General features: G+C 35.0%; 12 protein-coding genes and 1 pseudogene. 2 read left to right on the forward strand and 11 right to left on the reverse strand.

The window, feature by feature from the left end:
* Positions 1–23 precede the first annotated feature (23 nt).
* The 11 genes and pseudogenes from ACFQZ1_RS12950 to ACFQZ1_RS13000 all read right to left on the reverse strand — a co-directional run bounded on the left by ACFQZ1_RS12950 (position 24) and on the right by ACFQZ1_RS13000 (position 11,909).
* Positions 24–224, reverse strand: coding sequence for a sporulation YhaL family protein (locus tag ACFQZ1_RS12950; protein WP_377882589.1), 201 nt, complete (start codon positions 222–224; stop codon positions 24–26).
* 269 nt (positions 225–493) lie between these two features.
* On the reverse strand, positions 494–2,887 hold the full coding sequence (locus ACFQZ1_RS12955; protein WP_377882590.1) for an immune inhibitor A domain-containing protein: 2,394 nt from the start codon (positions 2,885–2,887) through the stop codon (positions 494–496).
* 233 nt (positions 2,888–3,120) lie between these two features.
* Entirely contained in the window at positions 3,121–4,704 is a 1,584-nt protein-coding gene (locus tag ACFQZ1_RS12960; RefSeq protein ID WP_377882591.1) for a phospholipase C, read from the reverse strand.
* Between the two features lie 286 nt (positions 4,705–4,990).
* Positions 4,991–5,152, reverse strand: a pseudogene (locus ACFQZ1_RS12965) (MBL fold metallo-hydrolase); the annotation flags it as partial.
* 188 nt (positions 5,153–5,340) lie between these two features.
* Positions 5,341–5,748 carry a DUF5360 family protein gene (locus ACFQZ1_RS12970; RefSeq protein WP_377882592.1) on the reverse strand — a complete coding sequence of 136 codons (408 nt, stop codon included), beginning with the start codon at positions 5,746–5,748 and terminating at the stop codon, positions 5,341–5,343.
* Positions 5,745–6,107 carry a DMT family transporter gene (locus ACFQZ1_RS12975; protein WP_377882593.1) on the reverse strand — a complete coding sequence of 121 codons (363 nt, stop codon included), beginning with the start codon at positions 6,105–6,107 and terminating at the stop codon, positions 5,745–5,747. The genes ACFQZ1_RS12970 and ACFQZ1_RS12975 overlap by 4 nt, the downstream gene beginning before the upstream one ends.
* Positions 6,108–6,121: 14 nt before the next feature.
* Positions 6,122–6,679: a TetR/AcrR family transcriptional regulator gene (locus tag ACFQZ1_RS12980; protein WP_377882594.1), complete on the reverse strand. Its 558-nt coding sequence runs from the start codon at positions 6,677–6,679 to the stop codon at positions 6,122–6,124.
* Positions 6,680–8,071: 1,392 nt separating this feature from the next.
* Positions 8,072–8,314 carry a hypothetical protein gene (locus tag ACFQZ1_RS12985; protein WP_377882595.1) on the reverse strand — a complete coding sequence of 81 codons (243 nt, stop codon included), beginning with the start codon at positions 8,312–8,314 and terminating at the stop codon, positions 8,072–8,074.
* Between the two features lie 1,246 nt (positions 8,315–9,560).
* Positions 9,561–9,770: a hypothetical protein gene (locus ACFQZ1_RS12990; protein WP_377882596.1), complete on the reverse strand. Its 210-nt coding sequence runs from the start codon at positions 9,768–9,770 to the stop codon at positions 9,561–9,563.
* Between the two features lie 654 nt (positions 9,771–10,424).
* The gene (locus ACFQZ1_RS12995) at positions 10,425–10,610 is read right to left on the reverse strand and encodes a hypothetical protein (RefSeq protein WP_377882597.1); all 186 of its coding nucleotides are present in this window, start codon (positions 10,608–10,610) and stop codon (positions 10,425–10,427) included.
* A gap of 588 nt (positions 10,611–11,198) precedes the next feature.
* Complete coding sequence (locus ACFQZ1_RS13000; protein ID WP_377882598.1) at positions 11,199–11,909, reverse strand: ArsR/SmtB family transcription factor; 711 nt, start codon at positions 11,907–11,909, stop codon at positions 11,199–11,201.
* Between the two features lie 69 nt (positions 11,910–11,978).
* Between ACFQZ1_RS13000 and ACFQZ1_RS13005 the strand changes: the two genes are divergently transcribed.
* Together ACFQZ1_RS13005 and ACFQZ1_RS13010 are read left to right on the forward strand one after the other, a co-directional pair.
* Positions 11,979–12,452, forward strand: a complete 474-nt coding sequence (locus tag ACFQZ1_RS13005) for a DinB family protein (RefSeq protein WP_377882599.1) — start codon at positions 11,979–11,981, stop codon at positions 12,450–12,452.
* A 75-nt stretch (positions 12,453–12,527) separates the two neighbouring features.
* The gene (locus tag ACFQZ1_RS13010; RefSeq protein ID WP_377882600.1) at positions 12,528–13,115 is read left to right on the forward strand and encodes an MFS transporter; all 588 of its coding nucleotides are present in this window, start codon (positions 12,528–12,530) and stop codon (positions 13,113–13,115) included.
* The last annotated feature ends 46 nt before the right edge of the window (positions 13,116–13,161 follow it).

The raw sequence follows: 13,161 nt of genomic DNA on the forward strand, positions 1-13,161 counted from the left end.
ACTCATCCTCTAACACATAACTATTAAAGCAAAACAGAATCCTCACCCTTATCCTGATGACGTCGCTCGCGTTCTTCTGCTAAGCGTCTCATATATATTTCGCCTTCTTTTTCAATAAACTCATTATCAATTTCTTGCTCTTTTTTCGACGTATATAAGACCATATAACCGCTCACAACGATACCGATAATAATAAGATAGATCCACCATGGTAAAGTTTCCATTCAAATTCCTTCCTTTCATAAGACAAGCTTTGTTAGTTTCACTGTATGAATGAAAGGAAGGTTTTATGACTACTTTATTTGATTTAGATTGTCTTATATATTGCTCGTAACATAATGTGAATCATACATTCCACCAGTGGATTAGGGTGGGATAAAACTAGTTGTAAGTACTAAAACAAAAGAAATAAGAGTAGTTGAAATAACTACTCTTATTTCTATGTTGCATATGAATTATAGTAAACTAATAACTTTCTAAGGAGAGTTTCAACTTATCGATGAACCCAAACTGCTCCTGCTGACTTATCATCAGCTTGACCTACTACTTCAATTTTAATTCCAAGATTCGGAAGTTTTCGTCCTGCATCTGGAATTACGCTGTTCATATATGATTTAGAATCATCAAATTTAGACACACCTGGTAATCCTTTATAATCAAAGATTCCACGTGTTGGTGAATTTACTTTCCATGCTGGTGTTTGATCAGGCGAGAACGCAGCATCTGCAATTTGATAACGAGTACTATTTTTCACAGTTGGTTGGCCATTTAATGTTCCAATAATCGCTTCCGGATGAGAATCTACTACTCCAAGGAACCCTTCACCTGGATGCACGCCAACCCAGTTATCTGTAAAGCTTTGATCTGCATACCATACAACAAGTCCTGTATTGTAAACTGGACCGCGTCCATATTGCAGTGCTTCGTCAGAACCCGCATAGTTTCTCCACTCTAAATAATAATTATTTTTCTTCTGCTCAAATCCATCAGAAACAGTAAATCCTTTTAAAGTAAAGCTTGGTTGTCCTTCTGCATCATCAGAGAAAACAACTTTATTGTCTACCGTTAAAGTAGCATTATCAAGCGCAAAGCCTCTGTAAGCTACAGCAACATCCGTTAAATATTCAAATTGTAGTTTTACTTTTTTCCCTTTGAATTGACTTAAATCATAAGACTTGTCAATCCACTTATCATTCGTTGTGTCCATGCCATTCTTTATGTCTTTGTCGCCCATTCTATCAATCTTTGTTTTCGTTCCATCTTCCGTAATAGCGTATACGTCAAGGAAATCATATTTTGCTTCTAGTTCGTAGAATGCTTTGTAATCAAATTTTGCATTCGTTACATTTGTTAAATCGAATAATGGCGTCTCTAATGTTGTATGTATATCATTTCCTTTTGTACTATAATAAAATTTCTTTCCAAAACCAGGTTCAATATTTTTCAACTTTTTATCTGGTAAATTTACACGAATAATTCCTGGACGTTTTGATTTTGTAACACTTTGATCTAAATACGTCGAAAATCCGATACCTGTGCCAAGTTTATCGTAGTCTACCTGTACAATATTCGCCCAGTTCCCTTGCATATTTTTTTGGAAGAACTCTTTGTTTTGCGGAGAGAAACTTGTTGGCTCTGTTCCTGCAATTCTTCCAGCCCAGCTGCCGCCGCTCATAATAGACCAAGCTTCAATCGGCTCACCTTGTCCTGAATACTTTGTATCATACTCATCTGGTAAACCTAAATCATGACCAAATTCATGAGCAAATACACCAACTGCACCATCTTCAGGCTCAATTGTGTAGTCATATGCAGCCATCTTTCCGCCCCAGTTTGGAACAGATGCTGTCGTTCCATCAATTGCATAAGGTTTTGATCCAAGTTTTGAGCGATGAGACCAAATTGCATTATCTTTCAGTTTTCCGCCACCAGCTTCTTGTCCAACTCCAGCGTGAACAACCATTAAATGATCAATAATTCCATCTGGTTCATTTTTATTACCGTTACCGTTGTAATCATATTGATCGTATTGATCAAAATCAGCTAAATTAATTCCTTTTGCTACCGCTGCTTTTAACGCATCTTTTACTAAATCACGTGGCCCTAAAGGTCCTTTATTATCATGACCAGTTCCTGCATCAGCGCCGTAATCTGCAGCTTTTCCTGGAACAGTCAACCATTCTGTTACAGTACCATCAACTGTATAGCTGCCACCTGATTGCTCTTCATAGTACTGCTTGAATGTTTTAATTTTCGAACCATTGAATAGCGTAAACTGCTCATCCCCAAACAGCATATTTTGATAATGCTCACGATTAAAATCATTCGCATACATATATCCTGATTCTTGATCAATATTGTTATGTTTAAAATCGCTAAACTCTACAAGTAACACAAGAACTTTATCTTTACGAACAGACCCGTTATATTGCGCTTGCTGCGCTGAAGCCGTCGGCACTTTACCATTTCCATGTATCTTTCCATTTAATCCAGGTACTTGCCCAGCTAATGGACCATTCTTTGTCTGATGCTGGTTCTCTTTCTCTTCCATTTTCGCATCTTTTACTTTTTTCATAAAATCAGTAGCTTCCTGAGTAAGGCTGTCTTCTGGCGTTGTTTCCTTTCCAGGATTTTCGCCTCTCTTTTTCTCTACATATTTTTCTAAAGCCTTTGACGTTTCTGCTTCTGATGCAGAAGGATCAATAATCCCGCGTTCTTTTAACGCATTCGCCAAACGTTCCTCCGGTATTAAATGCTCATCTATGAAACTAGATGGCTCTGATGATGATTCAGCATAAGCTGCATGACCACCGAAAGCAAACATAGAACTTAGCATAGCCCCTGTTGCTAACACTGAAAAAGCTTTTAATTTTCTGTTCTTTTTCAACGCAATTCCTCCCCTATCCTATTGTGTATAAGTTGTCGACTCTTTTTGTCGATATTCCTATATTATTATCGATTGGTGTAATTTTCAATATTTTTATAATATATAGAAAATTAAAAACGGATTTCATATTCGAATAATAAAAAGAAAAAAGACAGTCTTAACTGTCTTTTTTCTTTCACCTAATCTTCAAATATGAATCATTTATCAATTCGCAGTCTATTTTTATGAAGAAGTCAACTTTGTTTATCATCGTGTTGTTTATCAAATTGATAATGATTTATTCGTTCACCCGTGATCGGATCTAAGAATAGCTTCTCCTTGTTAGGCTTATGTTTAAAATCAAACATATTGTTTAAAGTACCTGCTACAGCATCAAAAGAGTGATCACCAATTCTTCCTAAGTTCCAGTTGTCCTCAATAAAACGTAAGATAGAGGTTTGATCCGTCAATGTATGGTCTACGAAATTCTTCTTCGCGTAAGGAGAAATAACTAAAAGTGGTAATCTCGGACCATACCCTGCCCGATTTAGATACTCGCCAAGTCTCGGTTTCCCAGCGTCACCAGGTCCATATAAGGCATCTGTTTTAGCATCATTTGATCCATTTACGATTTGAGGCATCACATGATCATACCAACCGTCCGAATCATCATAAGCAATAATAACCGCTGTATCCTTCCATTCTGGTAAACTTTGAATACGATTGATCGTATCCACTATGAAATGTTGTTCATCTAACGGATCAGAATAGCCAGCATGTCCATCTTGATAGTTTGCTGCTTTCAGATAGCTTACTGCTGGTAGATTTCCAGTGTTCGCCGCTTTCCAAAAATCATCCAAATCATATTGATGGTTCGCCTGATCAGTGCGGCCAATCATAGCGACTGAAGAAGGCGGCAAATGATCTGGGTTTGAAGTAGATTTATAATATTGGAATGGTTCGTGATGCGGATTATAGTCTGTTACTGATTTACCTGCGATATTCTTATGTTGCGCAGTTGTATCACGAAATCCTCCTTGGAACCAACCCCAAGTTAATTCTTTTTTATTTAATAAATCCCCAATATTTTTTCCATTTAGTTCAGCTTGAGCCCGTTTCGGATTTGAAGCTTTATCAAAGTAAGGATCCGGATCACCTATGATAGTTCCATTGACCACGTTATCCTCAATATCTCCTAATTTTTGACCGTTTTCGTATCCTGCTGCTCCATGAGTCTGTCCAGAAATTAGGTTGAGTGCACCTGGAGTTGATGGGCCGAAGGTTGTACCAAATGAGTTATCACTCATAGCAAAATTTTGGGCGTAGTTCCATAACCCAGTTACCGTATTTCCATCATAATAATCCATAACTAAAGACTTATCTGATCCACCAGAAGTATACTTTACGAACTTATCCATTTTCCCGCCATTAAACGCCTTTTGTTCATCCGTGTATTCATGGTCCATATCATCCGTCATTGCTTGAGAACGATCGAGACGTTTCGGATTAAACTGGTTAGGGTTATGATTTAAGAGTTCATTCGTCAATCCGTTGACGGAAGGTGTATTAGCCTTTGCTTGGAACTTTGGTTCCCCCGCTGGGTTTTTCGCGTTTGGATAGGTGCCAAAATAATGATCAAAGGAAACATTCTCACTAAAAATAACTACTACATGTTTAATTGGTGTTGTTGTTTCGACAGATTTCTTTTCTTTCGAAACCATAGTATCGTTGTTCTTTTTTTGATCAGCAAATGCGAGTGAATATGTAGATCCTGCAAAAATGGAACTCAACGCCACAACGCTTCCTGCAACAAGACCTGCTACTGTTTTCTTCTTCATTACTCTCAGCTCCACTAAAATATTTTTAACCATATTAATAATAGGTCCGCATCGTTAAGCAGAGATTTCAATAATATTAATTTTCTGTAAACTATAGTGCCATGGGTCTAATAACTATTTGGGGTCACAATACATGCTCATCAAACTAAGGTTATATCAGTTTCACTTCAGGTGTGATTTTTTCTTTTTTCTAAAGACCAAGGATTGTGAAGTAACGAAAGCCCAATTTCTCATCATACTAAGAAATCAGGCTTTTCATATTCTGGTATAGGTTAACTGCACCACTTTAAAACGAATAGGATTCCCCATCAGATGGCACTAAAATAGTGTTAGATAATCCTTTCTCATCAATAAAGTGATTCAATTCCTTTCTTGTTAATAGGCAATGGTTAAGTGATTCCATATGAGAAACGATAATTTTGGCCTGCGGTGCTACCCCATGCCCATCAAGTTAAGATTTTGAAGTATCCCCAAAACAAAAATTTTATCTCTTCATAGTTGTCCATGGGAATTCGGTTCGTTTTTTCATTTTGAGGAACAATGTATTTCTTAACTTGATGGCGATGTGGCGTGACCTCTATTGTAAGTTCACTTTCTTCCTCCGCTCCGATTATACCTATTGAATTCTTTTCTCAATTATCTCATGTTAGTCTCATACCATCCACACTCTCTCCAAATACCTTTTAAAAAAAAGCATGGATAAACTAATAAATATAAATTAGGAATCCACCAAGAAATATCGAAATCTAAACGGATTGTCCAAAATGCTAGAGCTTGTAATCCTGAACAAAAAGTTAAAATTAATGATAAGAACGCAAAATGGCTCCAAATATGCTTTTGTTTAGAATACAAATACAAACTTAAAAATCCCGTCAACGAGATTAACAAATCTAAAGGTAGAAAAGACCAGTTCCATGCCACTAAAATAGGATTTTGATAATCTTTAAACAAATATTCTTGTGGAATCATATGAAAAATTGTTATGAACCAATATATAATAAACCCAATATCAGTAATAAGGAAAAAATATTTTAAAAGGTTCAATGTACACGTTCCTCCACCATTTCTTTGTTTTTCTCTTCATGTACCGCACTATTAAAATTTAAGATCACGACTCCAATTAAAATAAAAAGAATCGCTAGTATCTTAATTACATTGATACTTTCTCCAAAATAAAAGAAACCAATTATTGTAATCGTAACAATTCCCATACCTGACCAAACCGCATATGCAACGGACATCTCCATCCCCTTTAATGCAAATGACAGAAATGAAAAACTTACTATATAAAATACAAAAATAAGAATACTTGGTACAAGTTTCGTTAATCCATCAGATAGTTTCATCGCAGTTGTACCCGCTACTTCAAATAAAATTGCTAAGCATAAATAAATCCACTGCATTATTCTCCCACCTTCTATTTTGAATTAGAAATTCCATACAGCAACATGTCCATAATAGATTCGAGCATACTCCCCAATGTATAATCACTCTTTTCAATAAACATAGGATCATATACGCGATTCAGTGCGCCTAAATATACTTCAATAAAAAACGGAACTTGAATTTGTCTAATACTCCCTTCTCTCATTCCCACTTCTATTAACCGGATTACAGTAGACCAACCTTCACGTAAAAACTGATCTAATTTCAACCATTGATTATAATGGTATTTTTTTAATTCTACTAATAAACGTGCATCCATGAATTTAAATTGTTGTGGAATACAAATTAAGATGCGTCTTATTTTTTCAACTGTTTGTAACGTATCATCTTCAGCAATATTTTTTTCCTTTTCTTGAATACTTTCTATTACATTACGAATAACTTCATCTACTATCTCATCCTTTGAAGAGAAGTGCTCATAGATTGTCCTCTTACTCACAGCTAATTGTTTTGCTAAGTCACTAATTGTAAATGTAAACCCCTTCGTTTGAATTTGATGAATTGTTTCTGTTAAGATTCTTTGTTTCATAATCCGCCCCCTAAACCTTGGGTACCCATATATTTTTTTTGGTACCATTTTCATTTTATAATATTTAACACCATCTGAACAACTAGCATTTCACAACCCCTTTTTTTATCTAACGAATTAAAACGCTCTGAGCATAGTCCCTGAGCGTTTTTAACTTTCACATAAGAACTATTATATGTATCTTCACCACACTCTATCTCGGCTAATTTCCATCTTCTCCTGAAATACTTCCTCTAAATCAATTTCTAATTTATTCGCTAAATCACATACATGGGGTCACCATACATGCCTATCAAGCTAAGACTTTAAAGTACCCTCTAAATAGAAATTTTGTGTTTTTTATAGCACCGAAGTTCATTTTTATCGTTTTTGGGAAGAATGTGTTTCTTAACTTGATAGCGATGTGGCGAGACCCCAACTAAAACAAAAAATAGCATACACATAAAAAGGGAATGCTTGTATACTGATCTATACTGCATTCCCTTATTGTAATTGTATGTCCACTATATTTTTATTCTTCCTTTTTCAAAATTTAAAAACTAACATCCAAATTTCTTAGTTTTCACCTCTTTCTGGATCCACTCCATTGTAATGCAAACTCCTCATTAAATGGCCAATCTATTAGCTACTGCCCACCTCCTGTAAACCATAATAACTTTTAAAATAGTAATCCAAACTGTTATAAAAATAACAAATTAAGTTTTTATAAAAGAAAACAAATTGGATAAAAACAGGTTGTTTTCTTTTATAGGGTAGAACAAAGAAAGAGTGAAAAAGCAATACACAACCATATAAATCACATGGAGTAAACCAGCTAATAAAACTAAAAATTCTGAAAATTAAGCAACTATTTTTGTTCACTCTCTCTTTGTTGTTATGAGTTTAACATTAAAAATAACATAAATCAACAAAAAATCAAATAATTTTTATAATTTCGACATTTATTTTACAAACTACCATTTCCTCACTTAACAGTAATAAAATAAAAAAGGAACCAACTCATAAAATAATGAATCAGTTCCTTTTTTATAATATATGTAGAATCTCATAATAGTAAAAATAATATTTTTTCTATTCTGCCCATAGTATTGGCCCCACCTACGCCAAATACCCTGATAGCCACTCGTGCCATCCAACCCATTTATAATCTTAACAGAAAGTATTTTAAAAGTAAAGAATTTTCTGATTATTTTGAATTAATTATTGTATTGTGAACATCTGATTATAACCTAAATAAAAACAAGAAAGAGATCCTTTAAAAATATAAGACCTCTATAGGGTAGCACCACATTTTTGAAAAAAAGCCAGGCTAAGCAAAAAGTACAATAAGCCGTCCATATGGACAGCTCATTTACATAATTCTCGTTCTCGGAAGTTAAATCGTTGGGTCCGTTAGTCATCAGAATTTGTATTAAGTTTCAAGTGCTTGTCACCTAAAATAGTAATGTTTATATTCCATCTTGGGTGTATTATCAAGTGATTGTTCTCATCAAACTCTAAAACAATGTGAATGTCATCATCTTGCTTTGTTAAAACAGCCAACCTCTTATTTTCTTTGTCTATGTATGGCTTTAAACTCTCAACCATGTCTATTTGCCAATCAAAAAATTCCATCATCTCACCTCTAATATCCACTCTTATTGCAAACCCCTCCTCATTTTGGAGATGGTATTGTATTTTATTGTTTTGCTAATCTACAATTTCGTATAATGCTATGAGTCCCCATGGTCAAGAACATGATACTCAGTCCGATAAACGTAGTACTCGTCCCCATGTTGCCCTGTGAGAAGTTCTGGATTGCATATAGCACCATTGCCAACATACTGATAAACAGAGTACCAATAGTAAAAGGATGTATCTTTACCATCTTTTCCATCTTTTCCATCTCCATTTCATAATCTTATGTATACATATTATACCAATGAAGTTGTAGGTTAGATACAGATTTTCCCTGTATACCCTATACATGTTCGGTTAACATAACGTATCATTATCGGGATTCAATGTATTTAGAAGACTATTAAAAGTCCTCCAGATCGTTTAACTGGGGGACTTTCGTGTTCACATAACTTTCGTTAGCGGAAATCAATGTATCTAGGACTCTATAAAAAATCTCTTTAAACTTTATCTATTTAAAAATTGGATTAACCTATTTTTTCGTTAAAATGTTGGAGGTAATGCCCTAAACACCCGATTTAATCATTAAGAAGAATAATATAACGCCTGCTAATATAATTATTAAAATAAAACATATGTTTATTATTGATGCAACTACTGCTTTTTTTTGTGTCTGTATATTGTATAAACTATATGCTATGCCTAAAAATAATAGTGCAATCCCAATATATGGGGTGTATTTTCCTATATCCATCCAAAATAGCTAACAAAGGAAAAATAAAAGGAAGAACATGTGAAGTGGTTTTACTCATATTATTCACTCCTTATTTTTTAATTTAAAATCATGTAACCTCATTCCACTTACTTTAGGTAAGAAAAGACTTCGTGTTTATATAATCTTCGAAAGCGGAAGTTATAACGAATACTTCTTGATCTTGAGTACTCTACATAAAAAGAAAAGGATAAAATGTAAATTTATCCAATTGTTAAAAGAAAGGGTAAAACTTTAAAAAAATTTATAAAGAAGTTAGGTGTTAATCTTATTGAAAATGGTATTTGGTATATTTCTTATTCTATTGGGAAGTTTGTTAATTGGTTTAACAATTAATAGTCTTGGAGATATAGGCAATATTCTAATGAAAATAATAGGGATTATATGTGTTGCATTAGGTATCAGAACAATAATAAAAAAGAATAAAACATGAATATCCCATACATGTTTGGTTAACATAACGTAACATTATCAAAAGTCAATTCATTAACATTACTTTTTAAATGCTTTTGGATTTTCAACTTTAAAAAATTGAACTACCCCACAGTCTAAACAAAAAGTAGTTAATAATTTAGAACGAGATCCGCCTTTAAAAATAGTAGAAGGCAGATCTTCACAAACATAAGCATGAGCTGCATAACCAACTTTTCCTTCTTTAAGATTAGTTGAACCACAATTAGTACAGCTTGTTTTTTGTTTCATAATACAATCTCCCGCTTTCCTTTTTGTTCCATTTTATCATATTCTCTTAGAGGAAATTAAAATGTATATCTTATACATGTAGGGTTAACATAACGTAACATTATCAGCAGTAATCAAATCCCAGAAATCCATTCATACCAAGAGTTTATCAGCCTTCCGTTCCCTCCGTGGTATGCAGGACTTCATACAGCCCTAGCACAACAGCATTTGGCAGTTTAAACCGTTTTCGTAGCCTGCATGAAACCCTGCATATCCTTATGCGTATAAAATCCGCGTTTTGCCGTCAGTACCCCAGTAAGTAAATCTATATTATATTCGCATTCAACGAGCTAGGTTTTAGTTTTAATGTCTATTTTTCTTCAAAGCAATAACCGTCATAACTCCGATTACAATCGTTACTAGTTGTTCTGTCATTCCTAAAACATCTTTCGCAAGGTCTACCAAATAGCCACACTCTCCTTCCTCTCATTACATCGCGTGATTTAACAATTCAAGCGTATCATACTGGAAACAAAAAAAATAATAGGCAAATATGCCTATTAACTATGTATCTTTTTTCTCAAAATCCTTATATATCAATGGTTTTATTTATTTTACTTTTTTTACCAAAAATTCCGCGCGAAACAATAAAATTCGACAATGTACCCTTTCTACTTACTGCTCGCCCCGCTTGCGCTTCTTCCAATTCAAAAATATCTCCGTCACTTGTGCTGCCGCTACAGCCATGCCGAATATTACAGCAGCCGCTCTTATGAACAAATTCCCAATAATATTCGAAACTATTAGCGCTATAAAAGCCACCACTAGCAATATAGTTACGTAGTCCTTACCTTTCTTCATTTCGCTAATCCTCCTAATACTTCGTTATGTATCGACACTATACCGCCCTCTTTCGCTTAACAAACGAACGTACAGCACCCCTAGCACTATCAAAAATGCGCCCTGTTTTCTTCGCCAATCTTCTAGCAATATCGCATGTACTTTCGATGTGATCCGTATCAAAAACAATGTCCACTATTAGCTTGTCTATTTCTCTATCGCAATGCTTCTCGTAAACTTCTTCTTGGGGTATCGTCAGGATTATGCAGATTTACAACGTTAAGGTAAAAAGCCTTGTATCAATAGGGTTTATCCTATTGATACTTAACTGATTTTGCTTCAAATAAGGCTTGCAAGTTTCTCGCATGAATAGTTGTAATTCGTCAGACACAGAAACAAACGTAAAAAAAGCCATCCTTTCCTATGATTCTACAGAAAGCATAGCGTTTTTTCATTTTAGGGGGCATTTCTTTTTATTAGCTTGACAGTGATGGGGTCCCGTCAACAAAACGCGCAAACATACTCCAAGGAATAATAATATATCTAGCCTTATTAGGCTAAAATTTCCTCCTGCAATGAAAGAGCCCGTCACTTGACGGACTAATAGAATTAAACAGATTTATTTTCGTTTTTCTTTATATCAATACCTAGTTGATCTTGCAAGGCTTTTTTACCGTTGTTTGTAAGATGAACTGCTCGACTGTTTTCTTCTTTTGTAATCCATCCCTGTTCAAAGAAAAGATTGGCTATTTCAGATCCTAACCAACCCGCAATATGGTAACGTCTTTCACTCCAATCAAGACAAGGCTTTGCAAATATCCTCCTTTTTGTATTAGCCTTTTCGATATGAATCCCAAACTTTAAAAACCATTTTTTCCCTTGCTCAGTCACAGCGTATTCTCCATCTTCTAGACTTAGAAGTTGTCTATCAATTAGTCCCTCAGCTATCTTTACACCAAGCTCCCCTGCAAGATGGTCATAACATGTTCGAGCAGTGCGAACTTTTTTTAGTTGATTGGACTGCCTCAAAGAGCGAACTGGAGCAATTGGTGCAATCGCACCTAATTTTTCAAGAACTTCTGCTACCTCTTGATTAGCAAGTCTATAGTACCGATGTCTACCATGTTGTTCAACAGTAAGGAGATTACCCTCGACCAATTTAGAAAGATGAGAACTAATTGTTGGATGTGACACTTTTGCCATATATGCTAATTCACTAGCTGGTAAAGCCTGACCATTCATTAAACACTCTAAAATTATTGCTCTTGTAGGTTCAGCAATTAGTTTTGCTATATATGAGATATTTGGATATACATTCATATTTCGATGATACCCTAATTATTCCTTTGATACAATTATCTTACATCCACAAGCAAGGAGGAGTTTATCATGAATGCAATTGAGCTTTGTATATTAAATTTAAAGGAAACAAGAAGGCGCTCTATCAAACTGTGGAGGTCTCTTCCTGATAGCTTACTTTCTTGGAAACCTGACAACGAAGCAATGTCTTTTGGGGAGATGATTCGTCATGTGTGGAGTGCAAGTTTCCATTATCATATGCTCTTAAGGAACAACGGATCGATACAGACAGAAATACATACCCCATACGATGAAGAACCAATCACTTCTGTTGAAAAAGAGATCGAGCTATCACAAGCGTATTTTTCCGATTTTATCGAATATGTTGAATCCATATCAGCGGAGGAACTAGACTCAAGACTTATTGATAGAAGTGATGTAGGCTACCAACGATATTTAGGTGACATGCTTTTAAGAATTGCCTATCATGATGCCGTTCATACGGGTCAGTTTTTACAATACTTACGAATGGTAGAGTTGGAAAGACCCCTTATATGGGATTAATCTTAAATAAAGATTTTGTGAGGAACTCCCCATTGCCATCAAGCTTAGATGAAGTAAAAAGGTTGTGGTAACTTAATGACTAACACAAATATTGTTGTAAATCGTGCCCTTTCTCTTTTTAGTGAAAAAATGGTGATTTTGACGGCTGGTATTGGGATGTTTTTATCAACTTTAGATACTGGCATTATCAATGTTGCTTTACCATTTTTAGAAAAGGAATTTCATTCAACAGTAGCTATAACAGCATGGAGTGTAACCATATATGTGATGGCACTTAGTGCTACTATCCTTTTATTTGGAAAAACTAGTGATTGCGTAGGCCGAATCCGAATATATTTGTCGGGGCTTTTCATATTCCTTATTAGTTCTATATTATGTGGTTTATCTCAAGAAATGTGGCAATTGCTTGTATTTCGCGCCATCCAGGGAATTGGTGCCGCTGCTTTACAAGCTACATCTGCAGCTCTCATTACAACTTTTGTCAGCCCCGAGAATCGTAGTCATGCATTAGGTACCTTAGGAGTAATGATAGGCTTAGGACCAATTTTAGGTCCCACTGCAGGAGGATTTTTCATTTCGTTCACAAGGTCACATAGAACCATACAAACTTATTCAAGCTTTCCGATATTCGTGGTACATCGCGGGAGGATTACTATTATTTAATCTTCTATGTTTTTTAGGCTATCGGAAATCTTAAAATGTAAAAATG

This window comes from Bacillus sp. CGMCC 1.60114, from assembly GCF_042676365.1.
Taxonomy (GTDB): domain Bacteria; phylum Bacillota; class Bacilli; order Bacillales; family Bacillaceae_G; genus Bacillus_A; species Bacillus_A rhizoplanae_A.

Bases quoted from the DNA above. Each gene is read 5' to 3' on its own strand.
- ACFQZ1_RS12950 (WP_377882589.1), bottom strand. From the start codon at position 224: ATGGAAACTTTACCATGGTGGATCTATCTTATTATTATCGGTATCGTT.
- ACFQZ1_RS12960 (WP_377882591.1), bottom strand. From the start codon at position 4,704: ATGAAGAAGAAAACAGTAGCAGGTCTTGTTGCAGGAAGCGTTGTGGCG.
- ACFQZ1_RS12975 (WP_377882593.1), bottom strand. From the start codon at position 6,107: ATGCAGTGGATTTATTTATGCTTAGCAATTTTATTTGAAGTAGCGGGT.
- ACFQZ1_RS12980 (WP_377882594.1), bottom strand. From the start codon at position 6,679: ATGAAACAAAGAATCTTAACAGAAACAATTCATCAAATTCAAACGAAG.
- ACFQZ1_RS12990 (WP_377882596.1), bottom strand. From the start codon at position 9,770: ATGAAACAAAAAACAAGCTGTACTAATTGTGGTTCAACTAATCTTAAA.
- ACFQZ1_RS12995 (WP_377882597.1), bottom strand. From the start codon at position 10,610: ATGAAGAAAGGTAAGGACTACGTAACTATATTGCTAGTGGTGGCTTTT.
- ACFQZ1_RS13000 (WP_377882598.1), bottom strand. From the start codon at position 11,909: ATGAATGTATATCCAAATATCTCATATATAGCAAAACTAATTGCTGAA.
- ACFQZ1_RS13005 (WP_377882599.1), top strand. From the start codon at position 11,979: ATGAATGCAATTGAGCTTTGTATATTAAATTTAAAGGAAACAAGAAGG.
- ACFQZ1_RS13010 (WP_377882600.1), top strand. From the start codon at position 12,528: ATGACTAACACAAATATTGTTGTAAATCGTGCCCTTTCTCTTTTTAGT.